The sequence below is a fragment of the Tenacibaculum sp. SM2510 genome, assembly GCF_057002845.1.
In genome coordinates this window covers 1007899-1023949 of sequence record NZ_CP192703.1, presented here as the reverse complement: position 1 = coordinate 1023949, position 16051 = coordinate 1007899, and the positions used below count along the sequence as shown (strand labels likewise).

The 16051-nt window shown below is 32.4% G+C and carries 16 protein-coding genes and 1 riboswitch; of the genes, 15 read left to right on the top strand and 1 reads right to left on the bottom strand.

Annotation, left to right across the window (positions count from 1 at the left end):
- Positions 1-42 precede the first annotated feature (42 nt).
- The 9 genes from rpsD (at position 43) to ACQ629_RS04550 (ending at position 8941) form a co-directional block, all read left to right on the top strand.
- Positions 43-648, top strand: coding sequence for a 30S ribosomal protein S4 (gene rpsD / locus ACQ629_RS04590; protein ID WP_483706778.1), 606 nt, complete (start codon positions 43-45; stop codon positions 646-648).
- 95 nt (positions 649-743) lie between these two features.
- Positions 744-1736: a DNA-directed RNA polymerase subunit alpha gene (locus ACQ629_RS04585; protein WP_483706777.1), complete on the top strand. Its 993-nt coding sequence runs from the start codon at positions 744-746 to the stop codon at positions 1734-1736.
- Positions 1737-1796: 60 nt separating this feature from the next.
- A complete protein-coding gene (gene rplQ, locus ACQ629_RS04580; RefSeq protein WP_483706776.1) occupies positions 1797-2270 on the top strand; it encodes a 50S ribosomal protein L17 in 474 nt (157 codons plus the stop codon).
- A 92-nt stretch (positions 2271-2362) separates the two neighbouring features.
- Positions 2363-3040 (top strand): hypothetical protein, encoded by a 678-nt coding sequence (locus ACQ629_RS04575; protein ID WP_483706775.1) that lies wholly within the window; start codon positions 2363-2365, stop codon positions 3038-3040.
- A gap of 80 nt (positions 3041-3120) precedes the next feature.
- Complete coding sequence (carA, locus tag ACQ629_RS04570) at positions 3121-4236, top strand: glutamine-hydrolyzing carbamoyl-phosphate synthase small subunit (protein ID WP_483706774.1); 1116 nt, start codon at positions 3121-3123, stop codon at positions 4234-4236.
- A gap of 125 nt (positions 4237-4361) precedes the next feature.
- Positions 4362-5651, top strand: coding sequence for a phosphopyruvate hydratase (eno, locus tag ACQ629_RS04565; RefSeq protein WP_483706773.1), 1290 nt, complete (start codon positions 4362-4364; stop codon positions 5649-5651).
- Positions 5652-5950: 299 nt separating this feature from the next.
- A complete protein-coding gene (locus ACQ629_RS04560) occupies positions 5951-6298 on the top strand; it encodes a hypothetical protein (protein ID WP_483706772.1) in 348 nt (115 codons plus the stop codon).
- A gap of 343 nt (positions 6299-6641) precedes the next feature.
- Positions 6642-7928, top strand: coding sequence for a citrate synthase (locus ACQ629_RS04555; RefSeq protein WP_483706771.1), 1287 nt, complete (start codon positions 6642-6644; stop codon positions 7926-7928).
- 59 nt (positions 7929-7987) lie between these two features.
- A complete protein-coding gene (locus ACQ629_RS04550; RefSeq protein ID WP_483706770.1) occupies positions 7988-8941 on the top strand; it encodes an arginase in 954 nt (317 codons plus the stop codon).
- A 62-nt stretch (positions 8942-9003) separates the two neighbouring features.
- Here the strand turns inward: ACQ629_RS04550 and ACQ629_RS04545 are convergent, their stop codons facing one another.
- Entirely contained in the window at positions 9004-9288 is a 285-nt protein-coding gene (locus ACQ629_RS04545; RefSeq protein WP_483706769.1) for a hypothetical protein, read from the bottom strand.
- A 270-nt stretch (positions 9289-9558) separates the two neighbouring features.
- A riboswitch (TPP riboswitch) is annotated at positions 9559-9653 on the top strand.
- A 45-nt stretch (positions 9654-9698) separates the two neighbouring features.
- Here ACQ629_RS04545 and thiS point away from each other — a divergent pair.
- The 6 genes from thiS (at position 9699) to ACQ629_RS04515 (ending at position 16029) form a co-directional block, all read left to right on the top strand.
- Positions 9699-9902, top strand: coding sequence for a sulfur carrier protein ThiS (gene thiS / locus ACQ629_RS04540; protein WP_483706768.1), 204 nt, complete (start codon positions 9699-9701; stop codon positions 9900-9902).
- Positions 9903-9935: 33 nt separating this feature from the next.
- Positions 9936-11795: a phosphomethylpyrimidine synthase ThiC gene (gene thiC, locus ACQ629_RS04535; protein ID WP_483706767.1), complete on the top strand. Its 1860-nt coding sequence runs from the start codon at positions 9936-9938 to the stop codon at positions 11793-11795.
- Positions 11796-12089: 294 nt separating this feature from the next.
- Positions 12090-12692, top strand: a complete 603-nt coding sequence (locus tag ACQ629_RS04530) for a thiamine phosphate synthase (protein ID WP_483706766.1) — start codon at positions 12090-12092, stop codon at positions 12690-12692.
- Between the two features lie 1070 nt (positions 12693-13762).
- Positions 13763-14524 carry a hydroxymethylpyrimidine/phosphomethylpyrimidine kinase gene (locus ACQ629_RS04525; RefSeq protein ID WP_483706765.1) on the top strand — a complete coding sequence of 254 codons (762 nt, stop codon included), beginning with the start codon at positions 13763-13765 and terminating at the stop codon, positions 14522-14524.
- Positions 14521-15168: a thiamine phosphate synthase gene (thiE, locus tag ACQ629_RS04520; RefSeq protein WP_483706764.1), complete on the top strand. Its 648-nt coding sequence runs from the start codon at positions 14521-14523 to the stop codon at positions 15166-15168. Before ACQ629_RS04525 ends, thiE begins: the two co-directional genes overlap by 4 nt.
- 90 nt (positions 15169-15258) lie before the next feature.
- The gene (locus tag ACQ629_RS04515) at positions 15259-16029 is read left to right on the top strand and encodes a thiazole synthase (RefSeq protein WP_483706763.1); all 771 of its coding nucleotides are present in this window, start codon (positions 15259-15261) and stop codon (positions 16027-16029) included.
- The last annotated feature ends 22 nt before the right edge of the window (positions 16030-16051 follow it).

The window sequence follows — 16051 nt, the reverse complement described above, 5'->3', positions numbered from 1 at the left end:
GGATTAAGCCTTAATTCATAACCCCTGCTAAAACAACAAGAAATGGCAAGATATACAGGACCAAAAACTAAAATAGCTCGTAAGTTTGGCGAGGCTATTTTCGGAGACGATAAAAACTTCGAAAAGAGAAATTACCCACCAGGACAGCATGGAAATGCAAGAAGAAGAGGTAAAAAATCTGAATATGCAACTCAATTAATGGAGAAGCAAAAAGCGAAATACATGTATGGTATTTTAGAACGTCAATTCCGTAACTTATTCAAAAGCGCTCAAGCTGCTGGAGGTGTTACAGGTGAGGTTTTATTACAATTATGTGAATCTCGTTTAGACAATGTAGTATACAGATTAGGTGTTGCTAACTCTCGTAGTGGAGCACGTCAATTAGTATCTCACCGTCATATTACTGTAAATGGAGAAATATTAAATATTCCTTCTTACAGTGTACAAGCTGGTGATGTTGTTGCAGTAAGAGAAAAATCTAAATCATTAATCGCTATTGAAGATGCTTTAGCATCAAACAGTAACGTTTTTGAATGGTTAAGCTGGAACTCTGATTTAAAATCTGGAACTTTTATTAAAGCACCAGAGAGATTACAAATTCCTGAAAATATTAAGGAACAACTAATCGTAGAATTATATTCTAAATAATAAATTATTCATATTGGTATTTAGCCAAAGGGTTTATATGTACATCTTCGAACTAATAAACCGCGCAACTAAATAACAATTAAAAAGAAGATACAATGGCAATTTTAAATTTTCAGAAACCTGATAAAGTAATAATGATTGAATCTACTGATTTTACAGGTAGATTTGAGTTCAGACCTCTTGAACCAGGTTTTGGATTAACAATTGGTAACGCCTTAAGAAGAGTATTATTATCTTCATTAGAAGGGTTTGCAATTACATCATTACGTGTTGATGGTGTAGATCATGAGTTCTCAACGATTCAAGGAGTTGTAGAAGATGTAACAGAAATCATCTTAAACTTAAAACAGGTTCGTTTTAAGAAACAAATTGAAGAAACTGATAGAGAAACAGTATCTATATCAGTATCAGGTCAAGAACAATTGACTGCTGGAGATTTACAGAAATTTACTTCAGGTTTTCAAGTATTAAATCCAGATTTAGTAATTTGTAACTTAGATAAATCCGTAAGTTTTAATGCTGAAATCACTATCGAGAAAGGTAGAGGTTTCGTACCAGCAGAAGAAAATAAAAGAGCAGGTGCACCTTTAGGAACAATTTTTACAGATTCTATTTACACTCCTATAAAGAATGTAAAGTATGCTGTTGAAAATTTTCGTGTAGAGCAAAAGACCGATTACGAAAAATTAGTTTTCGATATCGATACTGACGGTTCTATTAACCCTAAAGATGCCTTAACTGAAGCAGCTAAAATTTTAATTCACCACTTTATGTTATTCTCTGATGAGCGTATCACTTTAGAGGCAGATGAAATTGCACAGACTGAAACATATGATGAGGAATCATTACATATGCGTCAGTTATTAAAGACGAAATTAGTTGATATGGATTTATCAGTTCGTGCTTTAAACTGTTTAAAAGCTGCAGAAGTTGATACTTTAGGAGATTTAGTATCTTTCAACAAAAGCGATTTAATGAAATTTAGAAATTTCGGTAAAAAATCATTAACTGAATTAGATGAGTTAGTGGCAAATAAAAACCTTAATTTCGGAATGGACTTAAGTAAATACAAATTAGATAGAGATTAACCTTTCATATTTTGCTCCCCAGAATGGGTTGCAGCAAGATGAAAGCCAAAACCAAATGTCATGAGACACGGAAAGAAATTTAATCATTTAGGAAGACAAACAGCGCATAGAAAGGCGATGTTAGCAAATATGGGATGTTCTTTAATCGAACACAAACGTATAAACACTACAGTTGCTAAGGCGAAAGCTTTTCGTACGTTTATCGAGCCTATAATTACTAAGTCTAAAACAGATACTACTCATAATCGTCGTACAGTATTTAGCTATTTACGTAGTAAAGATGCCGTAACGGAATTATTTAAGGAAATTTCTGTGAAAATAGCTGACAGACCAGGAGGTTATGTTCGTATTATCAAATTAGGAAACCGTCAGGGAGATAATGCTCCTATGGCAATGGTAGAATTAGTTGATTACAACGAAATTTACAATCCAAAAGGAAACAAAGCTAAGAAGAACACTCGTCGTAGCCGTCGTGGTGCTGGTAAAACTACTGATGCAGCAGTTGAAACTCAAACTTCACAAGAAGAAGAATAGTAAAAATGAAAATTTTTATAATTTATATCAAAGGGATAAACATTTAATGTTTATCCCTTTTTTTGTAATTTAGTAAACATAAAAAATATATTATGAAAAAGCTATTATTATTATTATTATTATTATTACCATGTTTTACTATTTCTTTTTATGGGCAGAGTGCAATACTTAATGTAGATTCAGGTACATCTAGCAATTTTCAAAATGATGATGGAGTTTATAGATCAGGTTTTTTAGAAAAAGATGTTTTGGGATCTGTTTTTAGGTTTCAAGGATTAGAAAATGAAGGCAGTATTTTGGATTTAAGAGGTAATAATTATAACCTTAAAGGTTTAAATATTGATCTTAACGAAGGAAAGTTTTTATTTAATATAAGTAAAGATTCTTTATTTTATTTTAAGAATGTAAGCCTAGCAAAGATTAATGGAATATATTTTAAAGTACATAATGGGAAAGTTTTAGAAAAACTTACTCAAGGCAAAAAGTTAAATCTTTTTGTGAATTTTAAAAAAATAATAAATAAAGCGTTAATTGACAAACTAACAGGGAAGATAATTAAAGCTAAAGAATGGAAAACTCGTAAAATATATTATATAGAATATAATGAAGGAGGGGAGTTCATCCAAGTTAGACTGAAGAAAAAGGAAATAGTGAATTTATTTGATGTAACGAATAAAGAAAAGATGACTCAGTTTATCAAAAAAAATAAATTTAAAAGTAAAAAAGAACAAGACTTAATTAAAATCATTAATTATTATAATTCAATATAATTTATATCAAAGGGATAAACATTTAATGTTTATCCCTTTTTTTATATATTTTTGCAAACAAACTACACAACACACACTAAATGAAATATCAACAGCGTAAAAAAGCATTAGTTCTTTTAGCAGACGGAACCATTTTCTACGGTAAGTCTATTGGAATAGAAGGAACATCAACTGGAGAAATTTGTTTTAATACAGGTATGACTGGTTATCAAGAAGTATTTACTGATCCTTCTTACTTTGGTCAGCTTATGGTAACTACCAATGCTCATATTGGTAATTATGGAGTAAATAAAGAGGAAGTAGAATCTGAAGGTATTAAAATATCGGGCTTAATTTGTCGTAACTTTAGTTTTACACACTCTCGTGTAGATTCTGATGGAAATTTATTAGACTGGTTTAAAGAGCATAATCTGGTAGCAATCTCAGATGTAGATACACGTGCTTTAGTTGCTTATATTAGAGATAACGGAGCAATGAATGCTATAATTTCTACTGAAGTAGATAATATTGATGCTCTTAAAAAACAATTAGATGCTACTCCAAATATGGAAGGTTTAGAATTGGCCTCTAAAGTATCAACTAAAGAACCTTATTTTATAGGTGATGAAAATGCACCAATTAAAATAGCAGCCTTAGACATTGGTATTAAAAAGAATATTTTAAGAAATTTAGTGAAAAGAGGAGCCTACATAAAGGTATATCCCTACAATGCTACTTTCGAGAATATGAGTGATTTTAACCCTGATGGTTATTTTATATCAAATGGACCTGGAGATCCAGAACCTTTGGTTGATGCTCAAAATACCGCAAAAGAAATCATCAAAAGAAATTTACCATTATTTGGTATTTGTTTAGGGCACCAAGTTATTGCATTGGCAAACGGAATTTCTACTTATAAAATGCACAATGGGCATAGAGGAATTAACCACCCGGTTAAGAATTTAATTACAGGGAAAGGTGAAATTACTTCTCAGAACCATGGATTTGCTATCAATCGTGAAGAAACAGAAGCACATGCAGATGTTGAAATTTCTCATGTACACTTAAACGATCATACGGTAGCAGGAATTAGAATGAAATCTAAAAATGTATTTTCTGTTCAGTATCATCCAGAAGCAAGTCCTGGACCTCATGATGCAGAATATTTATTTGATGAGTTTATAGAAAACATCAAAAAAGCAAAAGTTGAAGCGTAATCGTTTTCGTAATTAATTATTGATGAACATTACAAAATCAACCACAATTAGTAAATTAGCAACTATATAAATTAGTATTCCCGTGAATTTAAATTCACGGGTTTCTATATTAAAAATAAACAACTATGAGTATTATAATCAACATTCACGCACGTCAAATTTTCGATTCAAGAGGTAATCCTACTGTTGAAGTAGATGTAATTACAGAAAACGGAGTTATGGGAAGAGCAGCGGTTCCATCAGGAGCTTCTACTGGAGAACATGAGGCTGTTGAGTTACGTGATGGAGGAAAAGATTATATGGGTAAAGGAGTATTAAACGCGGTTAAGAACGTAAATACTTTAATAGCACAAGAATTATTAGGGGTTTCTGTTTTTGAACAAAATATGATTGATCAAATTATGATTGATTTAGATGGAACACCAAACAAATCTGTTTTAGGAGCCAACGCTATTTTAGGTGTTTCTTTAGCAGCAGCAAAAGCAGCAGCTAACGAGCTAGGTTTACCTTTGTATAGGTATGTTGGCGGAGTATCAGCAAATACGTTACCAGTTCCGATGATGAATATTATCAACGGAGGCTCACATTCTGATGCACCTATTGCATTCCAAGAATTTATGGTAATGCCAGTAAAAGCTAAAAATTTTACAGAAGCAATGCAAATTGGTTCTGAAATCTTCCATAATCTTAAAAAAGTTTTACACGACCGTAATTTATCAACAGCGGTTGGTGATGAAGGAGGTTTTGCACCAACTTTAAACGGTACAGAAGATGCTATTGAAACTATCGCATTGGCGACTAAAAATGCTGGCTATAAGTTTGGTGAAGAAGTAATGATCGCTTTAGATTGTGCTGCTGCTGAATTTTTTGTTGATGGTAAATACGATTATACAAAGTTTGAAGGCGCAAAAGGAAAAGTACGTTCTAGTAAAGAACAAGCTGATTATTTAGCGGAGTTAGCAGCTAAATATCCAATTATTTCTATTGAAGACGGAATGGATGAAAACGATTGGGAAGGTTGGAAATACCTGACTGAAATTTGTGGAGATAAAGTGCAATTAGTTGGAGACGATTTATTTGTAACTAATGTAGCGCGTTTATCAAGAGGTATTGAAAACGGAATTGCAAATTCAATTTTAATTAAAGTAAACCAAATAGGAACTTTAACTGAAACTATTGCAGCGGTTAATATGGCACACAACGCAGGTTATACATCTGTTATGAGTCACAGATCTGGTGAAACAGAAGATTATACAATAGCCGATTTAGCAGTAGCTTTAAACTGTGGTCAAATAAAAACTGGTTCGGCTTCTCGTTCAGATCGTATGGCAAAATACAATCAATTATTGCGTATTGAAGAGCAATTAGATGGTGTTGCTTATTATCCGCAAGAAAAAGCTTTTAAAATAAAGTAGTTTAAAACTTACAATTATACATCAATATAAAAAACCTTGTCATTTTATGGCGAGGTTTTTGCTTTTTACAGAAATCAAAAAAATACTTGTTTTACTTGTCGTTATAACCTTTACAGCATGCCACTCTACAAAGTACACACATTCAGGAAGTGTAAATTCACGTTTAGATTTTAAAAAAGGTAAATGGTTGTGAGGCCCCTAAAAGTATAAAAGAAAGCTTAACTAATATAGCGACCGAAAAGTTTACGGAGCTATTAGGGAATCGGTTTTCTGATTCGTTTACCACTAGAGGTATATTATTGCCAAGTAATATAACTAACAATCTTAGTAAAGCTGTTTTAAAAGATATTAAAAACGGAACTGGATATGATTTTTTTATAAAGATTAATGCAGCCATAGTTTCTGATGAAGCTGGAATTTTAGGACAAGGAAATATAATGTCTTCTTCTGAAAATAGAGGAGAGGTAACATTGACTATTTACGATTTAAATTTACTTGAAGAAATGTATTCTCAATCAGTTGTAGGTAATGTCTTTGTTCCAGAAAACCAAGATAATTTGGCTTTGACAGCAAGTGCTACAAGCATAATCATAAATGGTTTAAACCGAATTATGAAAAAAATGGATAAAAATCAGATTAAAAACTAAATTTTTTTTAATTTTTAAAAAGATTTTTATTGAATCATAGTTTAATTATCAGAGCGTCATTCTAAATCTATTTCAGAATCACATTATTTTAATTATCAGTATTTTACGGTGTTAATTTGAACCAGGTTTAAGTTTTTATAAGTCAATTTTTTATTTAAGTACACTCAAATTTATAGTCTACAAAAACCTCATAAATATATGTTTATGAGGTTTTGTTTTTTATGTGATTAATAATAAAATATTTCTATTTTTAGATATTAAAAATCTATCAAAACCTATTTTTAAAATACTACAAAAAATGGTATCTTCGCAACTCAGTTCAATCATAAAATTCAAGAGATAAATGGCAGATATAGCAAAACTACAAATTGGTGATAAGACGTATGAGTTCCCTATAATAGAAGGAACAGAAAAAGAAAAAGCGATTGACATTAAAACGTTAAGAGGTGCAACCGAGGGTGTTATTACTATTGATCCAGGATATAAGAATACAGGTTCTTGTCAAAGTGCTATTACATTTTTAAATGGAGAAGAAGGAGTTTTAAGATATAGAGGATATGCTATTGAAGAATTAGCTGAAAAAGCAGATTTTTTAGAAGTAGCTTATTTATTAATTTTTGGTGAATTACCATCTAAAGATAAATTAGAAAAGTTTCATAATGATATTAGAGAAAAAGCAATTGTAGATGAAGATATAAAAAAGATCATCGAAGCTTTTCCTAAGAACGCCCACCCAATGGGAGTTTTATCATCATTAACAAGTGCATTAGTAGCATTTAATCCGTCTTCAGTAAATGTTGATTCTGAAGAAGAAATGTATAATGCAATCGTTAAAATTTTAGCAAAGTTCCCGGTTTTAGTTGCTTGGGCAATGCGTAAAAAACAAGGATTGCCATTAAACTATGGTTCTAAAAAATTAGGATATGTAGAGAATGTTATGAAAATGATGTTTGAGCAGCCTAATGAAGATTATACCATAAATCCAATTATAAAAAATGCATTAGATAAATTATTAATCTTACACGCAGATCACGAACAAAACTGTTCAACATCAACAGTAAGAATAGTAGGTTCTTCTCATGCAGGTTTATTTGCATCTCTTTCTGCAGGAATTTCTGCACTTTGGGGGCCATTACATGGTGGAGCAAACCAAGCGGTATTAGAAATGCTTGAAGCTATTAAAGAAGATGGTGGTGATACTAAAAAGTACATGGCAAAAGCAAAAGATAAAAACGATCCTTTCCGTTTAATGGGATTCGGGCACCGTGTTTATAAGAATTTTGATCCAAGAGCAACCATTATTAAAGTAGCAGCTGATGAAGTATTAGCTGATTTAGGAATTAACGATCCTATTTTAGAAATAGCTAAAGGATTAGAGCAAGAAGCATTAAACGATCCTTATTTTGTAGATAGAAAATTATATCCAAATGTAGATTTCTATTCTGGTATTATTTATCGTGCAATGGGAATTCCTGTAGAGATGTTTACAGTAATGTTTGCTTTAGGTCGTTTACCAGGTTGGATTGCTCAATGGAAAGAAATGAGAGAAAATAAAGAACCAATTGGTCGTCCTCGTCAAATTTATGTAGGTGAAAACCTTAGGAGTTTTGTAGACGTAAATAAAAGATAAATCAACAAAAAGTGCCATTTAATATTTAGATGGCATTTTTTTATTAAATATAATTGATGATGAAAGAAATTAAAATTATCAAAAACAGATCAGATATTGGTGCCGGAACACGTGGGTCTGATATGGGAGTAGATGCTATTGAAATTGCCGCTATTAATCAAAACAACGATTTTTTTAATCGTTTTGATTCTGAAGATGTAATTACAGAAAATGAATCGGTTTACAACAAAAAAAACAATTCGTTTGGTAAGCAAATAAGCAGTGTTTTTAATCAATGTAAAAGATTGAGTAACCACGTAAAAGTAAATTTACAAGAAGGTAAATTTCCAATAGTTCTTTCAGGAGATCACTCTTCTGCGTTAGGAACTATAAGTGGAGTTAAGGCAGCGAACCCTAATAAAAGAGTTGGAGTAGTTTGGATTGATGCTCATGGAGATTTGCACACGCCGTATACATCACCATCAGGAAATATTCACGGAATGCCATTAGGAGCAGCTATCTCAGATGATAATTTAGATTGTCAGATTAACGATGTAAGTAGAGAAACTGCCGATCTGTGGGATAGAATGAAAAATATCGGAATGCCAGGTCAAAAAGTTTTACCTGAAGATATTGTTTTTTTCGGAGTTAGAGATACTGAAGAACCAGAGGAAAAGCAAATAGAAAAATATGGTATTAAAAACTATATGGTTGCCGAAGTTCGCTACCGCGGATTAGAAGTTTGTGTAAACGAAGCTTTAGAAAAATTAACAGATTGTGACGTTATTTATGTGTCTTTTGATGTTGATTCTATGGATTGTGATATGATTTCTTATGGTACAGGTACACCAGTTCCAAAAGGTTTTGATGACAAAGAAATCGTTGAAATAATTAATGGTTTATTAGCAAGTAAAAAAGTAGTTTGTGTTGAGTTTGTAGAAGTAAATCCATTGTTAGATTTAAAAGGAAATAAAATGGCAGAAACGGCATTTAAAGTACTTGAAGAGGTAACGAAAGAAATTCAGAAGTTATAAGAAATTTCTTTTATATAAATAAAGCCTGTCATTTTAAGTAAAAAGACAGGCTTTGTTGATTATTATAATCTAGTAATACCAGTAATATGGGCTTTACCATCTAAAGGTTGATATATTTCAACAATAGCTTCCCAAATAACCTCAGAAGGCGGTATTGAAGCAGTACATTTAAAACGGTAATTTACGCCAGCTACAACTTGTGTTGATACTTGATTAGGAGTGTAATTTACACCCACAAATCCCTTTAAAGCTTCATCAAATACTTTACGGTCTTCAGCCGTTAGTGCATGGTAAGCAGTCCATCCCCCTACAAATGTTTCTTTTCTTGTTAAAGTTTCAGTATTCATAATTAATTTGGTTAGTTTACCTACTCATAAGGCTTTTCGGTTACCGCCTTCTATAATTTATTTTATAGAAAAAATCGTTTTTTTAGTGGTTTCTGCTCCACATTTAAGTGTTTTAATCTGATAAGTCAAAGTTATAAGAAAGAAATAATGTTATTTTAAAAGATACCTTAATCGTTTGTTTTTTAGGTATAAGCGAAATAAAGTTAAAGTGAGAGCGTAAAAAATAATTTAAAAATATTCGTTTTCTAAAAAATAATAATACATTTGTTTTGTAAACTTTAGGAGTAGCTATTAAATTAGTTTGAGAAACATCCTTAGAACCTGATTTGGTTAATACCAACGTAGGAAAAAGTTATGTTCGATACCATATCGAAATACTACCATTTGGTTTACAGTAATATTTTATAAATATGATTACTATAAAAGTAAACCAAGAAAACCACCAGTTTTTAGAAACCTTAACATTACAAGAGTTCGTTGAATATTTAAAAATTCAAACGAATGGTATTGCTATTGCTATAAATAGTAGGGTGATAAAAAGAGCTGATTGGTCTTTAAAGTTACTTCAAAATAATGATGATATTTTAATAATAAAATCTACCCAAGGAGGATGATCTTATTTTAAAAACTAATGTATTAATTATCTTATGAAGAATAAAGACACTGCTCCAAAGCAAAACGGAATTACAAGAAATCCGTTTCCGAATTCACAAAAAATTTATGTAAACGGTAAAATTCACCCGCAAATTAAAGTAGCCATGCGTGAAATTACCTTAAGCGATACGGTTGATTCTATGACCAAAAAGAAAAGGGCAAACGAATCTGTAACCGTTTACGATACTTCAGGGCCATACACCGACCCTGCGAAAGAAATTGACGTACACGCAGGAATTGAAAGAATCCGTGAACCGTGGATTAAAGATCGTGGAGATGTGGAGCAATTAACATCTTTTTCTTCGGATTATTGTAACGAACGTTTAAACGATGCTAGTTTAGATCATATGCGTTTTAAGTTATTAAAAAAACCATTACGTGCTAAAAAAGGGCAAAATGTAACACAATTACACTACGCCAAAAAAGGAATGATTACGCCAGAGATGGAGTATATAGCTATTCGTGAAAATCAACGAATAGATGAAATGACAGAGATCAGAAAGCAACATAAAGGCGAGCATTTTGGTGCTAATATTCCAGATAAAATTACACCAGAATTTGTACGATCAGAAGTTGCAAGAGGTAGAGCTATTATTCCATCAAACATAAATCACCCAGAAGCAGAACCTATGATTTTAGGTAGAAACTTCTTAGTGAAAATAAACGCAAATATTGGTAATTCAGCTGTTACATCATCTATAGAAGAAGAAGTAGAAAAAGCAGTTTGGGCTTGTCGTTGGGGAGCGGATAATATTATGGATTTATCTACCGGAGAAAACATTCATGAAACACGCGAATGGATTGTTCGTAACTCGCCAGTTCCTGTAGGAACAGTGCCAATTTATCAAGCATTAGAAAAAGTAAACGGAGTTGCAGAAGATTTAACGTGGGAGATTTTCCGTGATACCTTAATTGAGCAAGCAGAACAAGGTGTAGATTATTTTACCATTCACGCCGGTGTTTTATTACGTTATGTACCAATGACGGCAAAACGAGTTACGGGAATCGTTTCTCGTGGAGGTTCTATTATGGCAAAATGGTGTTTAGCGCATCATAAAGAAAGCTTTTTATATACGCATTTCGAAGATATTTGCGAGATCTTAAAACAATACGATGTTGCTTTTTCTTTAGGAGACGGATTACGACCAGGTTCGGTTGCTGATGCAAATGATGAAGCACAATTTGCTGAGTTAGAAACGTTGGGAGAGTTAACGCAGATTGCTCGTAAGCACGAAGTTCAATGTTTTATTGAAGGCCCAGGGCATGTGCCAATGCACATGATTAAAGAAAATATGGAGAAGCAAATAGAACTTTGCGACGAAGCTCCTTTTTATACTTTAGGCCCTTTAACTACAGATATTGCACCAGGTTACGATCATATTACTTCGGGTATTGGAGCGGCAATGATTGGTTGGTATGGTTGCGCAATGTTGTGTTACGTAACTCCAAAAGAACATTTAGGGTTGCCAAATAAAGAAGATGTAAGAGTGGGAGTTGTAACCTATAAATTGGCGGCACATGCTGCCGATTTAGCAAAAGGGCATCCAGGTTCTCAGCATAGAGATAATGCGTTGAGTATGGCGCGTTTCGAGTTCCGTTGGGAAGATCAGTTTAATTTAGGTTTAGATCCAGAGCGTGCTCGAGAGTATCACGATGAAACTTTACCTGCAGCTGGAGCAAAAATTGCACATTTTTGTTCTATGTGTGGTCCAAAATTCTGTTCTATGAAAATTTCACAAGAAGTTCGCGATTTTGCAGCCGTAAATGATATTGTAGACAATGAAGTGATTGCAAAAGGAATGGAAGAAAAATCGAAAGAATTTAAAGAAAAAGGATCAGAAGTATATTTATAAAATAAAAGTAAGAAGAAGAGGAGGGAAAATGAAGAAGAAGAAGGAGGTTCCTACGCCTTGAAAAAAGGCGTAGTCGGGCTTTCCGTTATATCTTTTGCGAGTTCTCGATACTAATTTATTTCGTTTTACTACATAAATTAACTCGAACAAAAAGCAAAAGTATGCCACTGCAATCCCTAACCCGAAAAATAGTAACCGTAATAACAAGGAGTAAACGATAAGGTAAATCTGCTATTTCAAGATTAAATTAGGTTATTTTTACACCAAATTAATAGCGACTAAAATCAAACGAATATGATAGTACTTATTGCTCCAGAAAAAGATGTAGAAAACGAAATTGAAATACTACATCAATTATTTGAAGCAGGTTTAGAATACTATCATTTAAGAAAACCTTTTAAAGATTACCAAGAACATTGTGTTTATCTAAATCAGGTAAACTCGGAATATCATAATAAGATAATCGTACATTATTTTCATGAATTAACGAATGAATTTAATTTGAAAGGAATCCATTTTCAAGAACAAAAAAGACGCGATGCTTTAGAAAATGGCAATCGATATTTTATAGGATTAAACATGTTAGGAAAAACAATGAGTAGTTCTTTTCATGAGCCTAAAGATATTGAAGTTTGTGATATTGAATTCGATTATCATTTATTGAGTCCAGTTTTTTCATCCATTTCTAAAAAAGGATATGAAGGAAGAGGTTTTAATGTGAATAACATCGATAAATCAATCGTAGGAATGGGCGGAATTAATAAAGAAACCATTGCACAGACTATCGAGTTAGGTTTTAAAGGAATTGGTGTTTTAGGTGGAGTTTGGAATGCTGATAATCCAGTTGAAAGTTTTAAAGAGATAAAACATCAATATAAAAATTGTTTAACTCAATAATTTTATTCGTTTGTCAGTTCGAGCGCAGTCGAGAACTAAATATGAGTTAGAGAATAGGAAACGAAGATGTAATCTGTTAGAGGGCAAATAGATTGCTTCATTTCATTCGGAATGATGAATAAAAAGTTTTCAAGAAGAACATACAATGACGTAATTTTATTCGTTTGTCAGTTCGAGCGCAGTCGAGAACTAAATATCAGTAGGAGAGTAGGAAACGATGATGTAATCTGTTAGAGTATAATAGATTGCTTCATTTCATTCGCAATGACGAATAAAAGGTTGTTATGAAGAACATACAATAAAGTAATTTTATTGATTTGTCAGTTGGAGCGCAGTCGAGAACTAAATATGAGTTAGAGAATAGGAAACGATAATGTAATCTGTTAGAGGGATAATAGATTGCTTCATCTCATTCGCAATGACGAATAAAAGGTTGTTATGAAGAACATACAAAGAAGTAATTTTATTCGTTTGTCAGTTGGAGCGCAGTCGAGAACTAAATATCAGAAGGAGAGTTGAAAACGATAATGTAACCTGTTAGAGGAATAATAGATTGCTTCATCTCATTCGCAATGACGAATAAAAGGTTGTTATGAAGAACATACAAAGAAGTAATTTTATTCGTTTGTCAGTTGGAGCGCAGTCGAGAACTAAATATCAGAAGGAGAGTTGAAAACGATAATGTAACCTGTTAGAGGAATAATAGATTGCTTCATCTCATTCGCAATGACGAATAAAAGGTTGTTATGAAGAACATACAAAGAAGTAATTTTATTCGTTTGTCAGTTGGAGCGCAGTCGAGAACTAAATATCAGAAGGAGAGTTGAAAACGATAATGTAACCTGTTAGAAGAAAAATAGATTGCTTCATTTCATTCGCAATGACGAATAAAAGGTTGTTAAGAAGAACACAGAATAAAGTAATTTTATTGATTTGTCAGTTCGAGCGCAGTCGAGAACTAATTATTAAATAAAAATAACATTACGTCAACCTTAATTTATTTCAGGTTCACATCGAAATAAGCCATTGAAATAAGCCATCGAAAAAAGAGAGTCAAAATAAATAGCATATTGAGTAAAAACAACTACATACTAACCATTGCAGGTATAGATCCATCAAGTGGAGCAGGCATCACTTCAGATATTAAAACATTTGAAGCGCATGGTTTATACGGGTTATCAGTATGTACAGCCATAACTATTCAAAATGACATTGATTTTAAAAGATGTGTTTGGATTGAAAAAAAGGTTATTCTTTCGCAAATAACAACGCTGTTTGAACGATTTTCAATATCCGCAGTAAAAATAGGAATTATAGAATCTTGGGAGGTTTTATTAGAAGTAATTCAAACTTTGAAACAATTAAATCCGAAGATAAAAATAGTTTTAGATCCGGTTTTAAAAGCGAGTGCAGGATATAATTTTCATACAAATAAAAATTTAGAAATTTTAGAAAAAACATTAAATTTCTGTGATTTTGTAACACCCAATTATGAAGAGATAACAGCACTTTTTCCGAATAAAGATATCGAAGAAACAATTGATTTTATATCCGAAAAAACAAATATCTATTTAAAAGGCGGACACAGAAAAGATAAAAAAGGGTGGGATGAAGTGTATTATAGTAAAATAGTAAAACTAAATATTCCGCCTATTGCAAATACCGTTTTCGAAAAACACGGAAGTGGTTGTGTTTTATCATCCGCATTAGCAGCTAACTTAGCGTTAGAATTTTCTTTAGAAGACGCCTGTAAAAATACAAAACGATATACAGAACAATTTTTAAACTCGAACGATTCCTTGTTAGGAACGCATAACTATAAAAAAAAATGATAAGTAAATTACAGTACATAACACAGGGAGAAACACCTCAAGATCATTTAGATAATATTCAAAAAGCATGTGCTTCGGGAGTAGAGTGGGTACAGCTGCGATTAAAAAAAACAGATCCGAAAACGTTGTTAGAAACAGCTAAAGAGGCGAGAGAAATTACAAATCATTTTCAAACACGATTAATTATAAACGATCATTATAAAGTAGCAAAAGAAGTAAATGCAGATGGTGTTCATTTAGGTGCTTCGGATGCTTGTCCTTTAAAAGTTCGTGAATATTTAGGTAAATTTTATAGTATTGGCGGAACAGCAAATACGCTAGAAGATTGTAAAAAGCTGTTAGAAAAAAAAGTAGATTATATAGGTTTAGGGCCTTTTCGTTTTACAGAAACTAAGAAGAATTTAAGTCCGGTTTTAGGAGTAGAAGGTTACAAAAAAATATTAACAGCACTAAATACTGAAACGCCAATAATTGCTATTGGTGGTATTACTTTAGATGATGTTGCAGCAATTGTACATTCAGGTATTTATGGCGTTGCAGTATCTGGAGCAATTACCAATGATTTTACAAGTATTCCTGTTTTTCATAAAATTTTAAGTGCGCCAAGTACACAAGAGCAAGTGTATAAAATGGACGATAAGTAGTTTTGTATGTTTTCTCGAGCGTAGTCGAGTGGTTTTTAGTTTAATAAAATATAAAAAAGGTCATGACTGCGATCGGCCTGACAAGAAAGAATGAATAACATATTAAAAATAGCAGATAAAGAATTTAACTCACGATTATTCACAGGAACAGGAAAATTTAGTTCTTCAGAATTAATGAGTGCTTCTTTATTAGCATCAGAAAGTGAATTAATTACCGTTGCTTTAAAAAGAGTAGATGTTAAAGATGAAAATGATGATATTTTAAAGCATTTAAACCATGCACATATTAATTTATTACCTAATACATCTGGAGTAAGAACAGCAAAAGAAGCCGTGTTTGCGGCCGAATTATCAAGAGAAGCGTTAGGTACGAATTGGGTAAAACTTGAAATTCACCCAGATCCACGATATTTATTACCAGATGCTATTGAAACTTTAAAGGCAGCAGAAGAATTAGTTAAACTAGGTTTTGTGGTAATGCCTTATATTCATGCTGACCCTGTTTTATGTAAGCGTTTAGAAGATGTAGGAACACAATGTGTAATGCCATTAGGCGCACCAATAGGAAGTAATAAAGGATTAAGGACACAAGATTTTTTAGAAATTATTATAGAACAATCTAACGTTCCTGTAATTGTAGATGCCGGTATTGGCGCACCATCGCATGCTGCCTATGCAATGGAATTAGGGGCAGATGCGGTTTTAGTAAATACAGCAATAGCTGTTTCTAAAAATCCAGTAGCAATGGCAAGAGCATTTAAAATGGCAGTTGAAGCGGGTAGAATGGCGTATGAAGCAAAACTAGCACCTGTTCAAAAACAGGCAGTAGCAAGTAGCCCATTAACATCGTTTTTAAATTAACGTCATTACGATGAAGAATGAC

Excerpts from the sequence above, each read along its gene's own strand:
- rpsD (WP_483706778.1), top strand. The coding sequence starts at position 43 with ATGGCAAGATATACAGGACCAAAAACTAAAATAGCTCGTAAGTTTGGC.
- ACQ629_RS04585 (WP_483706777.1), top strand. The coding sequence starts at position 744 with ATGGCAATTTTAAATTTTCAGAAACCTGATAAAGTAATAATGATTGAA.
- rplQ (WP_483706776.1), top strand. The coding sequence starts at position 1,797 with ATGAGACACGGAAAGAAATTTAATCATTTAGGAAGACAAACAGCGCAT.
- ACQ629_RS04575 (WP_483706775.1), top strand. The coding sequence starts at position 2,363 with ATGAAAAAGCTATTATTATTATTATTATTATTATTACCATGTTTTACT.
- carA (WP_483706774.1), top strand. The coding sequence starts at position 3,121 with ATGAAATATCAACAGCGTAAAAAAGCATTAGTTCTTTTAGCAGACGGA.
- eno (WP_483706773.1), top strand. The coding sequence starts at position 4,362 with ATGAGTATTATAATCAACATTCACGCACGTCAAATTTTCGATTCAAGA.
- ACQ629_RS04555 (WP_483706771.1), top strand. The coding sequence starts at position 6,642 with ATGGCAGATATAGCAAAACTACAAATTGGTGATAAGACGTATGAGTTC.
- ACQ629_RS04550 (WP_483706770.1), top strand. The coding sequence starts at position 7,988 with ATGAAAGAAATTAAAATTATCAAAAACAGATCAGATATTGGTGCCGGA.
- ACQ629_RS04545 (WP_483706769.1), bottom strand. The coding sequence starts at position 9,288 with ATGAATACTGAAACTTTAACAAGAAAAGAAACATTTGTAGGGGGATGG.
- thiS (WP_483706768.1), top strand. The coding sequence starts at position 9,699 with ATGATTACTATAAAAGTAAACCAAGAAAACCACCAGTTTTTAGAAACC.
- thiC (WP_483706767.1), top strand. The coding sequence starts at position 9,936 with ATGAAGAATAAAGACACTGCTCCAAAGCAAAACGGAATTACAAGAAAT.
- ACQ629_RS04530 (WP_483706766.1), top strand. The coding sequence starts at position 12,090 with ATGATAGTACTTATTGCTCCAGAAAAAGATGTAGAAAACGAAATTGAA.
- thiE (WP_483706764.1), top strand. The coding sequence starts at position 14,521 with ATGATAAGTAAATTACAGTACATAACACAGGGAGAAACACCTCAAGAT.
- ACQ629_RS04515 (WP_483706763.1), top strand. The coding sequence starts at position 15,259 with ATGAATAACATATTAAAAATAGCAGATAAAGAATTTAACTCACGATTA.